Source organism: Luteimonas sp. AC640a (genome assembly GCF_979256585.1).
In genome coordinates this window covers 757,163-774,874 of the sequence record NZ_CEEDOV010000007.1, presented here as the reverse complement: position 1 = coordinate 774,874, position 17,712 = coordinate 757,163, and the positions used below count along the sequence as shown (strand labels likewise).

General features: G+C 66.7%; 18 protein-coding genes. 6 read left to right on the top strand and 12 right to left on the bottom strand.

Annotation, left to right across the window (positions count from 1 at the left end; translation table 11 throughout):
* Positions 1-27: 27 nt before the first annotated feature.
* Positions 28-1,326, bottom strand: a complete 1,299-nt coding sequence (locus ACZ9YD_RS07790) for a glycoside hydrolase family 16 protein (protein WP_465074707.1) — start codon at positions 1,324-1,326, stop codon at positions 28-30.
* Between the two features lie 309 nt (positions 1,327-1,635).
* Positions 1,636-2,337, bottom strand: a complete 702-nt coding sequence (locus tag ACZ9YD_RS07785; RefSeq protein ID WP_465074552.1) for a pirin family protein — start codon at positions 2,335-2,337, stop codon at positions 1,636-1,638.
* 100 nt (positions 2,338-2,437) lie between these two features.
* Here ACZ9YD_RS07785 and ACZ9YD_RS07780 point away from each other — a divergent pair, with 100 nt between their 5' ends.
* The gene (locus ACZ9YD_RS07780) at positions 2,438-3,352 is read left to right on the top strand and encodes a LysR family transcriptional regulator (RefSeq protein ID WP_465074551.1); all 915 of its coding nucleotides are present in this window, start codon (positions 2,438-2,440) and stop codon (positions 3,350-3,352) included.
* Positions 3,353-3,362: 10 nt separating this feature from the next.
* Here the strand turns inward: ACZ9YD_RS07780 and ACZ9YD_RS07775 are convergent, their stop codons facing one another.
* Positions 3,363-4,367 (bottom strand): MBL fold metallo-hydrolase, encoded by a 1,005-nt coding sequence (locus ACZ9YD_RS07775; RefSeq protein ID WP_465074550.1) that lies wholly within the window; start codon positions 4,365-4,367, stop codon positions 3,363-3,365.
* 289 nt (positions 4,368-4,656) lie between these two features.
* Here ACZ9YD_RS07775 and ACZ9YD_RS07770 point away from each other — a divergent pair, with 289 nt between their 5' ends.
* Both ACZ9YD_RS07770 and ACZ9YD_RS07765 read left to right on the top strand, forming a co-directional pair.
* Entirely contained in the window at positions 4,657-5,724 is a 1,068-nt protein-coding gene (locus tag ACZ9YD_RS07770; protein ID WP_465074549.1) for a D-hexose-6-phosphate mutarotase, read from the top strand.
* 180 nt (positions 5,725-5,904) lie between these two features.
* Positions 5,905-8,034 (top strand): M13 family metallopeptidase, encoded by a 2,130-nt coding sequence (locus ACZ9YD_RS07765; protein WP_465074548.1) that lies wholly within the window; start codon positions 5,905-5,907, stop codon positions 8,032-8,034.
* A gap of 133 nt (positions 8,035-8,167) precedes the next feature.
* Here the strand turns inward: ACZ9YD_RS07765 and ACZ9YD_RS07760 are convergent, their stop codons facing one another.
* From ACZ9YD_RS07760 to ACZ9YD_RS07745, 4 genes are all read right to left on the bottom strand, one after another.
* The gene (locus tag ACZ9YD_RS07760; protein WP_465074547.1) at positions 8,168-9,769 is read right to left on the bottom strand and encodes an AbgT family transporter; all 1,602 of its coding nucleotides are present in this window, start codon (positions 9,767-9,769) and stop codon (positions 8,168-8,170) included.
* Between the two features lie 99 nt (positions 9,770-9,868).
* Positions 9,869-11,701 carry a DUF885 domain-containing protein gene (locus tag ACZ9YD_RS07755; protein ID WP_465074546.1) on the bottom strand — a complete coding sequence of 611 codons (1,833 nt, stop codon included), beginning with the start codon at positions 11,699-11,701 and terminating at the stop codon, positions 9,869-9,871.
* A gap of 72 nt (positions 11,702-11,773) precedes the next feature.
* Entirely contained in the window at positions 11,774-12,373 is a 600-nt protein-coding gene (locus tag ACZ9YD_RS07750; RefSeq protein ID WP_465074545.1) for a nitroreductase family protein, read from the bottom strand.
* Between the two features lie 138 nt (positions 12,374-12,511).
* Positions 12,512-13,018, bottom strand: coding sequence for a M48 metallopeptidase family protein (locus ACZ9YD_RS07745; protein WP_465074544.1), 507 nt, complete (start codon positions 13,016-13,018; stop codon positions 12,512-12,514).
* Between the two features lie 74 nt (positions 13,019-13,092).
* Here ACZ9YD_RS07745 and ACZ9YD_RS07740 point away from each other — a divergent pair, with 74 nt between their 5' ends.
* A complete protein-coding gene (locus tag ACZ9YD_RS07740; RefSeq protein WP_465074543.1) occupies positions 13,093-13,629 on the top strand; it encodes a DUF2058 domain-containing protein in 537 nt (178 codons plus the stop codon).
* 76 nt (positions 13,630-13,705) lie between these two features.
* Here the strand turns inward: ACZ9YD_RS07740 and ACZ9YD_RS07735 are convergent, their stop codons facing one another.
* From ACZ9YD_RS07735 to ACZ9YD_RS07715, 5 genes are all read right to left on the bottom strand, one after another.
* A complete protein-coding gene (locus ACZ9YD_RS07735) occupies positions 13,706-14,071 on the bottom strand; it encodes a glycine zipper 2TM domain-containing protein (RefSeq protein ID WP_465074542.1) in 366 nt (121 codons plus the stop codon).
* Between the two features lie 119 nt (positions 14,072-14,190).
* Complete coding sequence (locus tag ACZ9YD_RS07730) at positions 14,191-14,991, bottom strand: SDR family oxidoreductase (protein ID WP_465074541.1); 801 nt, start codon at positions 14,989-14,991, stop codon at positions 14,191-14,193.
* Positions 14,992-15,072: 81 nt separating this feature from the next.
* Complete coding sequence (locus ACZ9YD_RS07725) at positions 15,073-15,318, bottom strand: hypothetical protein (RefSeq protein WP_465074540.1); 246 nt, start codon at positions 15,316-15,318, stop codon at positions 15,073-15,075.
* 13 nt (positions 15,319-15,331) lie between these two features.
* Positions 15,332-15,634: a YkgJ family cysteine cluster protein gene (locus tag ACZ9YD_RS07720; protein WP_465074539.1), complete on the bottom strand. Its 303-nt coding sequence runs from the start codon at positions 15,632-15,634 to the stop codon at positions 15,332-15,334.
* Complete coding sequence (locus tag ACZ9YD_RS07715; protein WP_465074538.1) at positions 15,631-16,299, bottom strand: class I SAM-dependent methyltransferase; 669 nt, start codon at positions 16,297-16,299, stop codon at positions 15,631-15,633. The genes ACZ9YD_RS07720 and ACZ9YD_RS07715 overlap by 4 nt, the downstream gene beginning before the upstream one ends.
* Positions 16,300-16,776: 477 nt before the next feature.
* On the opposite strand from ACZ9YD_RS07715, the gene ACZ9YD_RS07710 reads away from it, so the two are divergent.
* Both ACZ9YD_RS07710 and ACZ9YD_RS07705 read left to right on the top strand, forming a co-directional pair.
* Positions 16,777-17,403, top strand: a complete 627-nt coding sequence (locus tag ACZ9YD_RS07710; RefSeq protein ID WP_465074537.1) for a DUF998 domain-containing protein — start codon at positions 16,777-16,779, stop codon at positions 17,401-17,403.
* 99 nt (positions 17,404-17,502) lie between these two features.
* The gene (locus ACZ9YD_RS07705; RefSeq protein ID WP_465074536.1) at positions 17,503-17,679 is read left to right on the top strand and encodes a DUF1328 domain-containing protein; all 177 of its coding nucleotides are present in this window, start codon (positions 17,503-17,505) and stop codon (positions 17,677-17,679) included.
* Positions 17,680-17,712 lie beyond the last annotated feature (33 nt).

The following is a 17,712-nucleotide window of genomic DNA, read 5'->3' as shown; positions in this document are numbered from 1 at the left end:
CGCGGCGCGCCGCGCCCGGCCCCGTGATCACGGACTCTGGTAGTAGACGTTATCGATGACCAGTTCGACGTCCTGCGCCGGCGGATCGGCGACGACCATGAACATCTGTTTCACCGCGTGCAGGTCGAGATCGTAGAAGGCACTGAAGGGGATCGTGACCTGGTGCCATTGCCCGTCGCGCACCAGCCCGTAGTTCGGTCCGCCGGCAGCGAAGTCGACCCAGCTGTCGCCGAACGACGTATTGATGCCGATCTTGAACGTCGACGACGTGGTCGTGCGCATGTGGAACTTCAACGCGCCGCCGGTGTAGGCACTCATGTTGCGGTAGTCGGTCAGGATGCCGAGACCGAACCACTGTCCCGCGCTCGCTCGGAACGCCATTGCCTCGTTGCCTTCGAATGGCGAGGCGCTGATCGGGGCGAGGTTGTTCCAGACGAACAGATCCGCGTCGCTTCCGAAATCCAGTGCGCCAGCCAGGCCGCCCTGTTCGGAGTAGACCCCAAAGCGACCGGCCGGCACCGCGCTGTCGCCGCCGATCTGCAGTTCGCTGTCTGGATTGTCCTGGTACAGACGGATCCAGTCGACGAGCATTCTGCCGGGCAGCGGCGCGGTGACCCCGTTGGGGTCGGAAATGCCGGTGTAGGTGCCGCCGACCGCGAGATTGAGCAGCAGGAAATGCGGCGCGTGGAATTCGTGCAGTGAGGCGCCTTCGATGTCGGAGATCGCCATTTCGAAGTACTGCAGCCCGTCGACGGTGACGCGGATGAAGTCCGGATCCCAGGTCATCCGGTAGGTGCGGTAGTCGTCGTGCAGATTGCTCGGGAAATCCGCGAAATCGCCATGGCTGGCGTGACCGCCGCCGTAGTTCCAGTGCACCGCACCGCCGACCCTTCGATTCGCCATGCCGGCCGCGATGCCGTCGACGTGACCGATCTCCATGATGTCGATCTCGCCGCGGTCGGGCCACACGCCGATCGCGCCGAGCATCCAGTACGCCGGCCAGATGCCGTTGCCGGCTTCGGGTGTCTTGATGCGTGCTTCGAGCGTGCCGTACTTGAAGTGCACGCGACCCTCGGTCTTCAGGCGTGCGGACGTGAAGGGACTGCCTTCGAAATTCTCGCGGCGCGCTTCGATGACGAGATTGCCGTTCTCGACGCGCGCGTTCTCCGGGCGGCTGGTGTAGTACTGCAGCTCGTTGTTGCCCCAGCCGCAGATGCCAATCTGGCAGCCGGTGCCGACATCGTAGGTCCAGGTGTTGCCGTCGATCGTTGTGCCGTTGAAGTTCTCTTCCCAGACCGGCGTCTGCGCGTGCACGGCGGCGGGCATGGCGAGTGCGGCGAGGCCGACGCATGCGGCGATCGGAAGGGCGATGAGCGATGTGCGATCCATGTGGGCTCCTTGCGTGATGGTGTTGGGCCCACCCCCTGCGCTGGACCGTCATCGACGCTGCCGCCAATTGACAACGCTGTCAAAAGCGCATCCTGCCGAAGTGTCGTTCAGGGCACGAGGTCACGGAATTGCGTTCGGATCCTGTGAAACGACGCGCATACACACGCCGCCGATGCTGCGCGTGCAGCATCGGCGGGCGAGTGCGGCGCGCTTCCAGCGAAGCGCGATGAAGGCGGATGGACGCGATTACCGCGCGGTGTCGACCAGCACCAGTTCCGCGTCTTCCAGCGCAGTCACGCGGATCACCGCTTCGTCGCGGATCGCCGCGCCGTCACGCGTACTGATGCGCGTGCCGTTGATCTCGACCGCACCCGACGCGGGCACCAGATAACCGAGACGGCCATCGGCGAACGTGTACTCGGCAGTGTCGCCCGCCTTGAGCGTTGCACCGAGCACGCGGGCCGCCGCGCGGATCGGCAGCGCATCGTCATCGCCGTCGAAGCCGCTGGCGAGGGCGATGAAATCGCCGCTGCGCCCGTCCTTGGGGAACGGCTTGGTGCCCCAGGCCGGCGCGCCACCGGGCGCATCGGGAATGATCCAGATCTGGAAGATCCGGGTCTGCTCGCCTTCCATGTTGTATTCGGCATGCTGGATGCCGGTGCCCGCGCTCATCACCTGCACGTCGCCGGCGGTGGTGCGGCCGGCGTTGCCGAGATTGTCCTTGTGGCTGATCGCACCTTCGCGGACGTAGGTGATGATCTCCATGTCGGCATGCGAATGCGGCGGGAAGCCGGTGCGCGGCGCGATCAGATCGTCGTTCCAGACCCGCAACGCGCCCCAGCCCATGCGCGCCTGATCGTGATAGCTGGCGAACGAGAAGTGGTGGTGCGCGTCGAGCCAGCCGTGGTTGGCGGCGCCGAGGGTGTCGAATGGGCGGCGTTCGATCATGTCGTTCTCCAGTGCGTGTCGGGAATGGCGCCACGTTACGCCTTGCGCCCCATGTGGGGAACGGAAAGAATGGAACACCATCCATTCCATTTATGACGCCATGAAGCTTCCCGATCTCGAAGCCTGGGCGATCTTCGCGCGCGTTGCGGAGCTCGGCTCGTTCGCCTCGACCGCCGAAGCGCTGGGCATCACCCAGCCGACGGTGTCGAAAGCCATCGCGCGGCTGGAGACACGCATCGGCACGCCGCTGCTGCATCGCACCTCGCGCCGGATGACCTTGACCGCGGCCGGAGAGGACGCAGTCGAGCGTGCGAGTCGCTTGCTCGCCGAGGGCGAGGCGGTCGAGGCGTCCGTGACCGCGCAGGCGGTGAGTCCGCGTGGCCACGTGCGCATGGCCGCACCGATGTCGTTCGGCGTCGCGCACGTCGCGCCGCTGTTGCCGGCCTTCATGGCGAAGTTTCCGGACGTGACCCTGGAACTCGCGCTCAGCGACGAGACCGTCGACATCGTCGGCGGCGGCTTCGATCTCGCGCTGCGCATCGGCACGCTGGAGGATTCCAGCCTCGTCGCGCGCCGGCTGTGTGGCGTGCGCATCCTGCTGGTCGGCGCGCCGGCGTATTTCGAACGCTTCGGTAGGCCGAAGCATCCGCGCGATCTGGGCACGCATCGAGGGCTGACCTACGCCTATGCGCGCTCGGGCGCCGCGTGGCGTTTCCATCACGCGCGACACGGTGACTATTCGGTGGGCGTGCCGTCGGTACTGCGCGCGAACAACGCCGAAGCCCTGACGCCGGCGCTGCTGGCGGGCGCCGGGCTCGCTTTGCAGCCGGAGTTTCTGGTCTGGCGCGAGCTGCGCCGCGGCGCGCTCGAAGTCGCATTGCCCGGCTGGCAGCCGCCGGAGATCGCGGTGCATGTGGTCATGCCGCCGGGGCGCGGTCGACCCGCGCGCGTGCAGGCGCTGGTCGACCATCTCGCCCGCAAACTCGCGCAGGCGCCGTGGGCTTCGGGCGAATGACGCTGTGGCGTCAGCGGCCTGCGCTGTGGTCGTGCACATGGTCGCCGCGCAGCGCGAGCGCGCGATAGGCGGTCCGCTCTGCATCATCGAACACCGCGGCCGCGCCACGTGGACGGTCGGGACCCGTGGCGGTGTCGAGCACCAGCGTCGCGCCCAGGCCGGCATACAGATAGCGATCGCCATAGGCGCGCTGCAGGGCGGCGAACGTCGCCTCGCCGGTGCAGTGACCGGGTGCGATGAAGTCGATTTCATACGGCGCCAATGCCTCGATGACGCCGGCAATCGCCGCGTCATCGGCATTGACGTAGTGGAAGCCGCCGATGACGAGGTGGATGTCCGGATCGAGCTTCGCCGCTTCGGCGACGATCACCGGCAGCCCCGGATGCGAGCAGCCGACGACCAGCAACAGGCCTTCGGGCGTGCGCACGGCCAGCGACAGTTCGCGCAGTTCGCGCGTTCCGGGTACATCGGATACGGTCGCGATCGCCCAGACGCCCGGCGCGATTTCCGTGGTCTGCGCGACGGATTGCAGCTTGGCGCCGGACCAGGCACTGCCGAACTGCAGCGTTTCCGGCGGCGCGCCGTCGAAGTAGCGCATGCGCGCGGGCAGGGCGGCGTCCTTGCGATAGAAGCTCGATGGCAGCGAGGAGCCGTAGATGCCGAAACCTTCCTGCGGCGCATGGATCACGACATCGGGATTCGCTTCGAGCACCACCGACAGACCGGCCATGTGGTCGGCGTGGCGATGCGACATCACCACCATGTCGAGGTCGGCCAGATCCACGCGCTTCGCCGCGACGTTGCGGCGGAACGTCTCCGCATCGTTGCCGGTGTCGAACAGGATGCGCTGGCCGTCGACCTCGATCAGCGCGGCGAATCCCCAGTCCTTCTCGAGCGCAGGGTCATCGCCGAATGCGTCGTAGAGCACGGTGATCTTCGGCGCGTCGTCCTTCGCGAAGGCAGGCAGGGCGAGGAACAGCAGCAGGCTCAACAGCAGCACGGGGCGCAGTGTCATGACGGTGGCTCGACGGGACCGGACCTGCAGCTTAGAACCTATTCAATGTCCTGCTGCGCTTGCCAGCTGGCGCGCGTGCGGTGCTCGGAATGCTCACGTACCAGCCGTACGCTGCGCTTCCTGCGCTCCACCACGCGCCATCTGCCGGCGCTCGCGACGGACCTTGAACAGTTTCTGAGGTCGCGCACACGCCATTCCACGCATCGATTCCGGCACACCGTGTTGCCGCATCCGCGATGCTGGCCGCGCGTCGTGCGTTACCCTGCGCCGGTTTCCCATGAGCCCTGCCATGCACCGTGCCGTCCGCCTGCTGCTGCCCTGCCTGACTGCCGCGCTCGTAGGCTGTGCTGCGGGCCTGCCGAACACCACGCTTCCGAAGACCGATGCCATGACCGAATCCGCAGCCTTCACCGAAACCCGTTTCACCACACCCGCCCGCTACGAGGACGAGGTCACCGCTGCCGGCGCGCCGGTTGCAGCGACTGCTGCGCCGGACGTGGACGGCGTGAGGATCGGCATATTCGCCGGCTATCCGGCGGTGCTGGTCGAAACGGCCGATGCGCGTGCGGCGATCGCGCTGCACGGCGGGCATCTGCTGTCGTACGTACCGAGCGGCGGCGAGGACCTGCTGTGGCTGTCGCCGCGCCTGGCCGATGCGCCTGCGGCGATCCGCGGTGGCGTGCCGGTGGTGTGGCCATTCTTCGGCCGTCAGGGCCAGAGCAACGACGTGCCGTCGCACGGCTTCGTGCGCACGGTGCGCTGGCAGCTCGTCGAGGCCACGCGCGACGCCGACGGGAGCGTGTCGCTGACGCTCGCGCCGCCGCGTTACGGCGATCTTGGCCTTGACTTGCGCATGCATCTGCGCATCGGCAAGACGCTCGAGCAGACGCTCGAAACCACGAATACCGGTGACGCCCCGGTCGCGTTCACCCAGGCGCTGCACAGCTATTTCCACGTGTCCGATGTCGCCGACGTGCGCATCGAAGGTCTCGATGGGCTGCGTTTCCTCGACAAGAACGACGGCTACGCCGCGCATGCGCAGACCGGCGACTGGGTGCTGGACGATGCGCGCGATCCGGGCCGCAGCGATTACATCTACGCCGATGCCGGCGGGCGCTATCTGCTGGACGATCCCGCTCTCGACCGCCGCATCGAACTCGAGACCTCGGGGAGCCGCGCGCTCGTGGTGTGGAATCCGGGCGAGGCCGCCGCTGAGCGCAGCGGCGACATGAACGACGGCGCTTGGCGCGGGTTTCTCTGTCTGGAAGCCGCGAATGCGGGTCCGGACATCGTCCGTCTCGCACCCGGACAGACGCATGTCCTGACGCAGCGTGTCCGCGTGCTGCCGCGCGACTGAGTCACCGGTCATTCGCCTCGGCTTCCGGAATTCGCGCGTTTCTTCCGCGATTTCCAACACCGCGAGTGCCATTCGTTGGGTCCGGATCAGGACGGCGTGCACGCCCGGGCCGGTATGCTGGGTGACCGGTTTCGCGTGCAACCGCGAGGCCGGACCCGAACGAATTCCCGGAGATCGACTTTGAAGAAGACCCTGCTGTCCGCGGCCACGGCCGTCGCGCTGACGATGGCGGCCTCGTCCGCCATCGCCCACGACCACGAGCACGCCTGCCTCGACGACCTGTGCCAGCTGCAGTCGCTGTTCCAGGCCGACACCTCCGCCGCCGGCAGCGCCGAAGCGACGGTCGCCGCCAAGCGCATGGGCACCTGGGGCATCGACACCGCTGGCATGGACACCAGCGTGCGTCCGGGCGAAGACTTCTTCCGCTACGTCAGCGGCAACTGGGCCCAGAACACCGAGATCCCATCCGACAAGTCGAGCTACGGCGCGTTCCTCGTGCTGCGCGATCTGTCCGAAGCGCGCGTACGCCAGCTGGTCGAAGGCTATCCGACCGGCGATCCCGCCACCGACGGCGACCAGGCCAAGGTCGCCGCGCTGTATGCCGGCTTCATGGACGAGGCGGCGATCGAAGCGCTTGGCGCCAAGCCGCTCGAGCCGAAGCTGGCCGCGATCCGCGCCGCCGACAGCCGTGAGGCGCTCGCGACCCTGATGGGCGAGAGCCTGGGCGACTTCGGTCGCAGCTTCTTCGGTCTGGGCGTGTCCGACGACCAGCGCGATCCCGATCGCTACACCCTGTACATGAGCCAGTCGGGCCTGGGCCTCGGCGATCGCGAAATGTACCTGCGCGAGAACTTCGCACCGCAGCGCGAGCGCTACCAGGCCTACATCGCGCAGATGCTCGAGCTCGGCGGCTGGGACAACCCGCAGCAGAACGCCGAAGCCATCCTCGCGCTGGAAACGAAGATCGCCGAAGCGCACTGGACCCGCGCCGAGAGCCGCGACCGCGACAAGACCTACAACCCGGTCGAGCTGTCCGCGTTCGAGACCACCGCGCCGGGCTTCCCGTGGGCCACGTATTTCGCCGCAGCCGGCGTGCCGCAGGCGCCGCGCGCCGTCGTGCGCCAGAGCACCGCGATTCCGAAGCTGGCCGCGATCTTCGGTGAGACCGATATCGCCACGCTGCAGGCCTGGCAGGCCTTCGGCACGATCGACAGCGCGTCGACGCTGCTGTCGAAGGCGTTCTCCGATGCCCGCTTCGAATTCCGCAACAAGTTCCTGTCGGGCCAGCCCGAGGAACAGGAACGCTGGAAGCGCGGCGTGTCGTTCGCCGAGAACACGATGGGTGAAGCGATCGGCCGTGACTACGTGCAGCTGTATTTCCCGGCCGATTCCAAGGCCAAGATGGACGCGCTGGTCGCCAACGTGAAGGTGGCGATGGGCGCGCGTCTCGACCAGCTCGACTGGATGGGCGCGCAGACCAAGGCCGAGGCGCACAAGAAGCTGCAAGGATTCGGCCTGAAAATCGGTCACCCGGACACCTGGCGCGACTACAGCGGCCTGCAGGTCGCGCGCGGTGATGTGTTCGGCAATGCCGAGCGCTCGATGGCGTTCGAGTGGGATTACCGCCGCAACCGTCTTGGCCAGCAGGTCGACAAGGGCGAGTGGGGCATGACCCCGCAGACCGTCAACGCCTACTACAACTCGGTCAAGAACGAGATCGTATTCCCGGCCGCGATCCTGCAGCCGCCGTTCTTCGATCCCGATGCCGATCCGGCGGTCAATTACGGCGCCATCGGCGGCGTGATCGGCCACGAGATCATCCACGGTTTCGACGACCAGGGCCGCAAGTCCGACGGTGAAGGCGTGCTGCGCGACTGGTGGACGGCCGAGGACGCGGCGAAGTTCGAAGTCCAGGCGGCCAAGCTCGGCGCCCAGTACGAGGCCTATGAATTCCCGCAGCTGCCGGGCATGCACATCAACGGCAAGGTGGCGATGGGCGAGAACATCGGCGACCTCGGCGGCATCACGATTGCGCTGGAAGCCTATCGCCGTTCGCTCGACGGCAAGCCGGCGCCGGAAATCGACGGCTTCAGCGGCGAGCAGCGTCTGTTCATGGGCTGGGGGCAGGTGTGGCGCACGCTGTGGCGCGACGATGCGCTGCGTCAGCAGCTGGTCAACGGCACGCATTCGCCGGGCCACATCCGCGCGTTCGCGCCGCTGCGCAACGTCGACGCGTGGTACGACGCGTTCGACATCACCGCGCAGGACGCGCTGTGGATCGCACCGGAAGATCGCGTCCGCATCTGGTGATCCTCGCGGATCGCTGATCGACGAAAGGGCCGGGATTTCCCGGCCCTTTTTCGTTTCTCTGCGAAGGCCAATGCGAGGGCGCTCGCGATCACGCGTAGGCTCGCAGATGGCGGCGGTATATCGCCGCGCCGGATCAGCCTGGCGTGTAGTACGTCGGCGCGCCTGGCCCCACCGGCAGCCCCAGCGCGAACACCCACACGAAGAACAGCGCCGTCCAGCCGATGAAGAACACGATCGAGTAAGGCAGCATCATCGCGATCAGCGTGCCCACGCCGAGGTCGCGTTTGTAGCGCGCGGCGAACGCCATGATCAGACCGAAGTAACTCATCATCGGGGTGATCAGGTTGGTCACCGAATCCCCGATCCGGTACGCCGCCTGGATCACCTCCGGGCTGTAGCCGACCAGCATCAGCATCGGCACGAAGATCGGCGCGGTCACCGCCCACTGCGCGGACGCCGAGCCCAGCGACAGGTTGATCAGTCCGCACAGTGCGATGAAGGCCAGGAACACCAGCGGGCCCGTCAGCCCGATCGTCTGCAGCAGGTTCGAACCCAGTACCGCCATCACCTGGCCCAGCTGCGTCCAGTTGAAGAACGCGACAAACTGCGCGGCGAAGAACACCAGCACGACGTACAGGCTCAGCGTGCCCATCGATTTCGCCATCGCGTCGATGACATCGCGGTCGTTGCGGATCGATCCGGTTAACGCGCCGTAGACGATACCCGCCACGGCGAAGAACACCGCCACCAGCACCACGATGCCGATCAGGAATGGACGCAGGCTGCCCAGCGTGTCCTCGACACCCGGCAGGCGCAGCGCGCCATTCGACGGGACGACCAGCGCAGCGATAGCGCCCGCCACCAGCAGTGCGGCGATACCGGCCCACATCAGCGCGCGCCGTTCGCCGGCCGCCAGCGGATCCATGTTGACCGGCTCGGCATCCGGGTCGAGATCCCTTGGATCGAAAGCGCCCAGCTTGGGTTCGACGATATAGGTCGTGACGAACCAGCCCAGCGCGGTCACGACGAAGGTGCTGGCGATCATGAAGTACCAGTTGACCGCCGCGTGCACCTCGTAGGCAGGGTCGATCAGGCGCGCGGCTTCCTGGGTGATGCCGGCCAGCAGCGGGTCCACGGTGCCGATCAGCAGATTCGCGCTGTAGCCACCGGAGACGCCCGCGAACGCGGCGGCCAGTCCTGCAAGTGGATGGCGTCCCAGGGCATGGAAGATCGCCGCGGCGAGCGGAATCACCACCACATAGCCCATTTCCGATGCGGTGTTCGACAGGATCGCCGCGAACACGATGACCACGGTCACGAGATTCTTCGGCGCGCCGAGCACCAGCTGTTTGATCGCGGCCGTCAGCAGGCCGGATCGCTCGGCGATGCCGACGCCCAGCATCGCGACCAGCACCGTGCCCAGCGGCACGAAGTTCGTGAAGTTGGTGACCAGACCGGTGACGATGCGGCGCAGTCCTTCGGCATCGAGCAGGCTGATGACGCGAATGATGCCGTCTTCAGCACGCCCCGCCGAACCCGCCGGACGTGGATCCGGGACCGAGACACCATAGGCGCCGAGGATGCCCGACAGCAGCACGATCAGCAGCGCGAGCAATGCAAACAAGGTGACCGGATGCGGCAGCAGATTGCCGAGGAACTCGACGCCATTGAGCAGGCGCGTGATGGCGCCGCGTGGAGGAGGGGACGAGGGACCTGCCGCCTTGGATGGGGTCATCATGCCTGCCGTGTCGAGTGACCGGGCAGTCTAACAAGTGGCACGGACGCGTCTGCGCAACGCGCGGGACGCGTCCGTCCAGGATTCAATCCGCAGACCTCAACCCGCGCTGGCGGCCGCTGTCGCGATGAAATCATCCACCTCACGCTCCAGCAATTCGAGCGGCACCACGCCGGTCAGCAGCACGCGGTTATGGAAGGCGCGCGGATCGAAACGCTCGCCCAGCGCATCACGCGCCTTGTCGCGCAGGCGCACGATTTCGAGCTGGCCGATCATGTACGACGTCGCCTGCCCGGGCATGACGACATAGCGGTCCACTTCGGATGCCGGGATGCCGTAATCGATCGCCTGCTGGCGGGTCCAGCGCATCGCGTGCAGGCCGGTGTCGACGACCAGGCGGCGGGCGCGGAACAGTTCGGCATCGAGCTGACCCAGGCGGCCTTCCGGATCACCGTCATACCAACCCTCTTCCGCAGCGAGGCGCTCGGCGTACAGCGCCCAGCCTTCGCTGAAAGCGGAAATGCCACCGAGCGCGCGGGTCTGGCGGAACTTCGGCAGCGCGGCGTTCTCCACCGACAGCGCGACCTGGAAATGATGGCCGGGCACGGTCTCGTGGTAGACCAGCGTGCGCAGACCAAAGCGGGTCAGGCGGTCCTTGCGTAGGGGCATCTGGTAGACACCCGGGCGCGAGCCGTCGAGCGGCGGCGCGGTGTAGCTCGCCGCGGCGCTGTCCCAGCGGTATTCCGGATAGGGCTGCGCGATCACCGCCGAGCGCGGGCGGATGTCGAACAACGCATCGCTGCGGCGCTCGGCGTCGCGCATCATCGTGTCGATGTCGGCCATGATCGCGGCGCGACCGGCATCGTCATCCGGGTAGGCGAGATCGACACGCAGTTGCTTGAGTCGCGCTTCGACGCTGCCGTCGCCGCGGCCGATCGAACGCAGGATGGTGTCCATCTCGGTTTCGATACGCGCCACTTCGCGCAGGCCGATCGCGTGGATTTCCTCGGCGCTGAGCGAAGTCGAGGTGAAGCGACGCAGCTGGTAGGCATACGCATCAGCACCATCGTCGAAGCGCCACAGGCCCGCATCGGCGGTGGTGCGCGGCAGCTGGCGTTCGAGTTCCGCGATTGCGCGCGACCACGCCGGATAGACACCGCTGTCGACCAGCTGCGTCGCCTTGGCGACGAGCGCGGCACGCGTCGACGCATCGATCGAGTCCACGGTCTGCAGGCGCGTGTCGAACGTCGCCACCAGCGGATTGCGCGCAGGCGCATCGGCGATGAAGCGGCGCATCTGCGCGATCGTCGCCTCGACGATGAAGCGTGGCGGCAGCACGTCGCGCGCGGCGAGTTCGGATGCGCGCGAGGTGGACTCGTCCATGCGCGCTTCGAACTGCGACAGACGCGCGAGATAGCTGTCGGCGTCCGCAGCGGTGCGCAGTGGATGCACGACGGTCATGAGGTTCGGCAGATTGACGTTGGCGCCACTGAACTGCTGCAGCGGGAAGCTGTAGTCGTCATAGCGGTCGCCTTCGATAAGGCTGCGCAGTTGCCAGTCCATCAGCGCGGCGGACACGCGATCGGTGTCGCCCATTGACGCAGGGTCGAGTGCGGACAGTTCGGTCAGGCCGCGCTGTGCGAGCGCGATGGTCTCGCTGCGAAATGCCTGGGCCTGCGGTGTCAGTTCGCGATCCATGCGCGCCTGCTCGGCATCGCCGAAGTAGCGACTTGCGGTCGACGCCGACGGTTGGCGTCGCATCCAGTCATCGGTGAAACGCTCGAAGAAGATCGAGGCCTGCGTCGATGATTCGACGCTGGCGCGCGCGTCAGCCGGAGCCGGTTCGCCGCGCTGCATCGGCGCGCATGCGGTGAGCAGGCAGGCACCAGCGAGTGCAAGTGCGAGAGACGCGGGACGGATCGGCAGGCGCATCGGAACTCCAGACGAAGCAAGGCCCTGCGATTCTACGCAGGGCCTGCCGATGACCGGAATGCGCGGCGCGGATCAACCGTGAACGCGGAACCGGATCGCGTCGTCGATGAAGGTCTTCTCGCCGAAACCGGCTTCGTGCGAACCGAACGGCATCTGCGCGCGCAGGCGCCACGTCGACGGGAGATCCCACTCGGCCGCGGCGGCAGCGTCGGGCAGCGGGTTGTAGTGCTGCAGGCTCGCGCCGATGTCCGCTTCGGCCAGCGCGGTCCACACGGCGTACTGCGCAATGCCGCTCGCATGCTCGGACCACACCGGGAAGTTGTCGGCGTAGAGCGGGAACTTCTCCTGCAGCGCCTGCACCGTCGCGGTGTCCTCGTAGAACAGCACCGTGCCGGCGCCGGCAGCGAAACTGTCCAGCTTGGCCTTGGTGTCGGCGAAGCCATCGGCCGGCACGATCTTGCGCAGCGCGTCCTCGACGAAGCCCCAGAACTTCAGGCTCTGGTCGCCGAACAGGATCACGGCGCGCGAGCTCTGCGAGTTGAACGAGGAGGGCGCCTGGCGCACGGCTTCCTGGATCAACGCGGTGGTGTCAGCTTGCGAGAGCGGCAGGGACTTGCCCAGGGCGTACTGGCTGCGGCGGCGCGTGGCGGCGGCGATGAAGGTGTTGGACATGGTCGAGACTCGTGTTGGACGGATCGATGCCGCGTACCGCGGCCTGTTCACAAGTCTGGCGATGTATCACCAATAGAACGACCCGAAGGATCGGGAAGGATCGTTGCGTATGGCGCAACGATCGGCGTTGGCCACTGCTCAGCCCTGTGCGGCGCTCGATGTGTCCCGGTGCATCAGGTACAGCCGCAGGTCGAACTCCAACTGGTGGTAGTCCGGCGACATGTGGGTGCACAGGTTGTAGAAGGCGCGGTTGTGGTCGCTTTCCTTCAGATGCGCCAGTTCGTGCACGACGATCATCTCGAGGAACGCCGCCGGCGCCTCCCGGAAGACGCTGGCGATACGGATCTCGCGATTCGCCTTCAGCCGACCGCCCTGCACGCGGGACACCGTCGTATGCGTGCCGAGTGCCTGCTTGAGCACCTGCAGTTTGCCGTCGTAGATCGCCTTGTGCAGCGGCGTGGACTGGCGCAGATGCCGGTCCTTGAGCGCCTGCACGTAATCGTAAAGCTGGCGATCGTTGCGGACTGCATGCGGGTCGGGATAGCGCCGGGCGAGGTAGTCGCCCAGACGCCCGTCATCGCGCAGCGCACGTACACGCATCTGGACGTCGGCCGGATAGCCGGCGAGATAGGGCAGTGGATCCATCGCGGCACGATAGCGCCGGAGCGGTAATCGCGCAGCCGGTATCATCGACGTCCGAACACCGTGGACGATGTGGCATGCGCAATCCGCTGCAGGAACAGCTGTTGAAGGCCGGTCTGGTCAAGAAGGGCAAAGTGGCCGAAGTCGCGCGCGAGCAGACGAAAGCGCGTCATGGCAAGAAAGCGACGGTACCCACCGACGCCCAGCGCGAGACCGAACGCCTGCGTCATGAGAAGGCCGAGCGCGATCGCGCGCTCGCACAGACCCGCAACGAGGAAGCGCGCGAACGCGAGCGTCGTGGGCAGGCGCGACAATTGATCGCGGACCACCATGTCGAATCGAACGGCGAACGCGCCTACCGCTTTGATGCTGACGGTGGAATCCGCAGCGTCGTCGTGGATGACCTGCAGGCGCGACAGCTGGCCAGCGGCGCGCTGGTGATTGCACGCCTCGACAGCAGCTTCGTGCTGCTGCCGCGCGCGGCTGTCGCACGCGTCCAGGAACGCGATCCGCACGCCATCGTGCTGGACCATGGTATTGCGTCCGCTTCACAGGGCGCCGATGACGACTACGACGACCCGAAATACGCGGTGCCGGACGACCTAGTCTGGTAACGGCCCAATACGTGAACGGGTCGGCACTTGGCCGACCCGTCCGGATGATCGAGTTGTCAGAGCGGATATCGGGGTGTCAGCGACGCACGCGCTCGCACTGCGTCTCAACAACGCGATTGCCGTTTGCTTCCTGCCGGTTGCCCTGCACGTTGCGACCGATCGCGCCGCCAGCGACGGCGCCGCCCACGGTGGCCAGTTTTCGGCCGTTGCCGCTGCCGATCTGATTGCCGACCAAGCCACCGATGACAGCCCCCGCGGCAGTACCAGCCACGCGGTTCGGATCGGACGTATTGCGTTGCACTTCGACATCGTTGCAGACCACGCGGCTGCCGTCGTTGAAGCGGCGTCCTTCGTCCTGCGGACCATATGTCTGCGCGTGGACAACACTGGTGCCTGCCAGCGACAGCAGGCCAAGGGCGACGAGGGTACGGATCGGCTTCATGGGTGTTCTCCGTGCGGATGACAGGCCCGCATGCTCGCAGTCGTCTGAGCACTCGTAGGTGAAATCAGCGACTGTCGGCGATTGCGGTTCAGCGCCCGGGGTGCAGCGTGACGCCGGCGTCAGGCGTACTGCATCTTCCGCGTCATGCCCCCGTCGACGACGATGTTCTGGCCGGTGATGAATGTCGCCGCGTCAGACAGCAGATGCACTGCGAGCGCACCGATGTCGGCAGGCACGCCCGCACGTCCGGAAGGGTGCTGGGCATGGTCACGCTTCGACAGCTTCGGCGTGCGGCGCGCCGACGGCTTGCGCCAGTCGTCGGTGACGATCCAGCCCGGGCTGATCGCATTGACCCGGACCTGCGGCCCTTCACTGATCGCCAGCGCATGGGTGAATCCCACGACGCCGCCTTTGGCGGATGCATAGGCTTCAGTGTGCGGTTCGGACTGCAGCACCCGGCTGGACGCGATATTGACGATCGCGCCGCGGGCTTCGCGCAGCGCCGGCAATGCGTATTTACTGCACAGGAAGGTACCGGTCAGGTGCGCGTCGATGAAACGTCGCCAGTCGACCAGCGCGAGCGTCGATACGTCATCGATCACCGGATCCGCGGGCCCGGCATTGTTGACGAGACCGTCGATACGTCCAAAGGACGCCATTGCCTGCGCTGCGAATGCACGGACCGATGCTTCGCGTGAGACGTCGAGCGGCAGGAAACGTGCACGCTTGCCGACATCCCATTCCGCAAGGCAGGCCTTGCCCGCATCGCGGTCGAGATCGCCGATCACCACAGATCCACCTGCGCCCAGCACAGCCTGGGCAATGCCGCGCCCGATGCCCTGCGCGCCGCCGGTGACCAGCACCACACGGTCGAGCAGGGGCGTTGCATCAAACGGCTTGATCGGCGGCGTCAGCGGCATGCAGGTAGTACCTGGAGAGGACAGGCCCACACGATAGGGACACGCGAATCGAAGCGCCGTCGTCGAGCGACGGCGCCGGATTCAGCTCGCGCGACGCTTGCGCGGCGCGGCTTCGACCGGCGGCGGCGCCGCAGGTCCATCGATGCGGGTCAGGGTGCGCGTGTTGCCGAGCACTTCGATCTTGCCGCCCGACTTGCGGAACGATGCCAGATCGTCGGCGATGCGGTCGCTGGTCAGCGATGCGCCACGCTCATTGGGTTTGCGCGCACCTGCGAACAGGTGACGCGTGTCGGACTGCGGGGGACTCGGGGTTTTGGTACGGGACATCCGGTGGACTCCGTCAATACATCGCCAGCGGGATGCCGCGACTGCCGCGCTCGAAATAGTCGGCACGGATATCGCGGCAATAGGGACCATCCATGACGAAACGTCGGCAGACGTCAGGACGGCTTTCGTAAATCGAACAACACATGCGGGCGCTGTCGATGGCAACGCACCAGCCTTCTTCATCACGCGCCATGACCAGCAGCCCGGCGTCATTGACCTCGGTAAAACGTTCGGGCACGTCGTCGCCCGATTGCAGCACCACCGTCAGACGGCAGCAGACGGCATCGCAGCGTTCGCAGTCGGCACGCTCGCTCACTGCAACCGTCCCATGGCGCGCCGGTAATGCAGCACGCGACCGCGCGGCAGTGCAGCGGCGTCGCCATCGATGCAGTCGCGCGACTCATGCAACGAAAATCCCTGCGCGTCGAGCAGGCGGCTCAGCGCCGCGCTATTGCCACGGCCCGGGTCGCTGATCACGATCTCCGCACTCGGCTGCGCGTAACGCGCCACCACATCGGCCAGCAACGCGGCATGCGCACGCTCGTAGAGCACGTCCGAGGCGATGATCATGTCGAACCGGCCCAGGGTGGTCATCGCGACGTCCCAGCGCATCTGCCGGTAGTGCACCGCGTCCAACTCATTCAATGCCGCGTTGTAGGCGAGAAAACCTTCCGTGAGCGGATGCATGTCCGACGCGACCACGATCGCGCCGCGACGCTGCAACACCAGGCTTGACAGTCCGATCCCGCAGCCGGTCTCGAGAATGCGCTTGCCCGCCACGTCCGCCCGCTCCATCGTCTGCGCGAGCAGCCGACCCGACGGCCACACTTGGCCGAACAACGACCACTGCGCCGACGAGATCCCCAGATCCGCACCATGGCCATCGGGATCGGCATACTGCTGCAGATCGCCGAGCACGCGCAGGCGGTAGTCATGGCCACCGACCTGGACGGTCACGATACGTGTGGAGTAACCGGGCACGAAGCTTCCTGTGAGCGGAGCCCCGAACGGGGCGGTCACGCGGGAGAGAAAGCGAGGCGGGCGACGGCTCAGGTCGCGCGGAGCGCACGGATCGGGCGCGGCCCGAGGATCGAGCATAGCATCCGGGGGCTATGCTCGGCCCCGGACCTGCCCAAGCGCCCCGGGGCGGTTCAGGCGCGATGGTCGGCGTCGCCAGCGTTACCCGTGCCGGTCCGGAGCGTCCGCACGCCGATGCGTGCTGACGATCGCCCTTCACCGGGGTCTGCGACGCACTCCGGACGAGACGCCTCGTTCTGCAGCAGCAGCCGAGCCCGGCTGCCGACGCGGTCCAGACGCCGGCGCAGCGCGTCGGCCCGCCCGAAATCTCTGCGTCCGCCTCATCGGACAGCGTCGGGATTGTGGCGTGGTCTCTCGTGCGGATGGCGGAACCTGGAGGCTCGGGTAGCATGCGTCGCGATACTTCGACGCCTGTCTTCGATGTCCGCACATCTCCCCGTCGCGCGGTGCCCGGCGATCCGCCGCGCGCACCACATCGCTGCCGCAAGTCTCGTCGTGTTCGTCATGACGGCGATTGCGCTGCATGCGCTGCGTCCCGAGCTCGATCCCATCGCCAGCCAGATGAGTCTGTATCTGATCGGCGCCTGGGGTCCGTTGCTGCAGATCGCCTATGTCGCGCTCGGCGTCGGCATGGTCGCGCTGGGATGGGCCTTGCGCGAAGCACATGCGCCATCGGCGCGCAGCGCGGCGGCGCTGCTGCTGTTCGCGCTCGCGGGCACGTCGCTGTCGATCACGGCGTATGCGTGGATGGACATGCCGGGCGTGGATCGATCGCTGGAAGGGCTGATCCATGGCCTGTCCGCACAGGGCGCCTTTCTGTTCGCGACCACCGGCATGCTGGTGCAGGCGCTCGGCTTCCTGCGCGATCCACACTGGCGGCGCACCGCGCGCTGGGCATTGCCCTTCGCGTTGCTGTGCATTGCGTCGGTGTGGGTGCTTGCTGCGTGGCGCGATGCACCGCGTGGACTCGCTCAGAAGACGGTGATCATGCTGATCCTGCTCTGGATGGTTTGCACACTGCGCGCACTCGCGGTACGGATGCGCTGAGGCGGCGGGGTCCTGCTTCACGCGTTCCGCACCGCAGGCGGCGGAAGATTTCGGCCACTGGCGCCGCGTGATCGCGTCGCCCCGCAAGGAGAATGTTTCATGATCAAGTGGGCCATCATTTTCGCAGTCATCGGCCTTGTCGCCGGCGCGCTCGGTTTTAGCGGCGTTGCCGGTGGTGCGATGGGTATCGCGAAGTTCCTGTTCTGGGCAGCGGTCATCATCGCTGTCGTGCTGTTCGTGCTGGGTCTGACGATCGCCAAGAAAGTCACCAGTTAGCCCGCAACCTTCCGCAAGTACGACCGAGCCGCC

What these genes read in the sequence shown, in the direction of transcription:
- ACZ9YD_RS07705 (WP_465074536.1), top strand. Translation starts at nt 17,503, where the DNA reads ATGATCAAGTGGGCCATCATTTTCGCAGTCATCGGCCTTGTCGCCGGC.
- ACZ9YD_RS07750 (WP_465074545.1), bottom strand. Translation starts at nt 12,373, where the DNA reads ATGTCCAACACCTTCATCGCCGCCGCCACGCGCCGCCGCAGCCAGTAC.
- ACZ9YD_RS07785 (WP_465074552.1), bottom strand. Translation starts at nt 2,337, where the DNA reads ATGATCGAACGCCGCCCATTCGACACCCTCGGCGCCGCCAACCACGGC.
- ACZ9YD_RS07745 (WP_465074544.1), bottom strand. Translation starts at nt 13,018, where the DNA reads ATGGATCCACTGCCCTATCTCGCCGGCTATCCGGCCGACGTCCAGATG.
- ACZ9YD_RS07710 (WP_465074537.1), top strand. Translation starts at nt 16,777, where the DNA reads ATGTCCGCACATCTCCCCGTCGCGCGGTGCCCGGCGATCCGCCGCGCG.
- ACZ9YD_RS07780 (WP_465074551.1), top strand. Translation starts at nt 2,438, where the DNA reads ATGAAGCTTCCCGATCTCGAAGCCTGGGCGATCTTCGCGCGCGTTGCG.
- ACZ9YD_RS07775 (WP_465074550.1), bottom strand. Translation starts at nt 4,367, where the DNA reads ATGACACTGCGCCCCGTGCTGCTGTTGAGCCTGCTGCTGTTCCTCGCC.
- ACZ9YD_RS07790 (WP_465074707.1), bottom strand. Translation starts at nt 1,326, where the DNA reads ATGCCCGCCGCCGTGCACGCGCAGACGCCGGTCTGGGAAGAGAACTTC.
- ACZ9YD_RS07770 (WP_465074549.1), top strand. Translation starts at nt 4,657, where the DNA reads ATGCACCGTGCCGTCCGCCTGCTGCTGCCCTGCCTGACTGCCGCGCTC.
- ACZ9YD_RS07755 (WP_465074546.1), bottom strand. Translation starts at nt 11,701, where the DNA reads ATGCGCCTGCCGATCCGTCCCGCGTCTCTCGCACTTGCACTCGCTGGT.
- ACZ9YD_RS07760 (WP_465074547.1), bottom strand. Translation starts at nt 9,769, where the DNA reads ATGACCCCATCCAAGGCGGCAGGTCCCTCGTCCCCTCCTCCACGCGGC.
- ACZ9YD_RS07740 (WP_465074543.1), top strand. Translation starts at nt 13,093, where the DNA reads ATGCGCAATCCGCTGCAGGAACAGCTGTTGAAGGCCGGTCTGGTCAAG.
- ACZ9YD_RS07725 (WP_465074540.1), bottom strand. Translation starts at nt 15,318, where the DNA reads ATGTCCCGTACCAAAACCCCGAGTCCCCCGCAGTCCGACACGCGTCAC.
- ACZ9YD_RS07730 (WP_465074541.1), bottom strand. Translation starts at nt 14,991, where the DNA reads ATGCCGCTGACGCCGCCGATCAAGCCGTTTGATGCAACGCCCCTGCTC.
- ACZ9YD_RS07735 (WP_465074542.1), bottom strand. Translation starts at nt 14,071, where the DNA reads ATGAAGCCGATCCGTACCCTCGTCGCCCTTGGCCTGCTGTCGCTGGCA.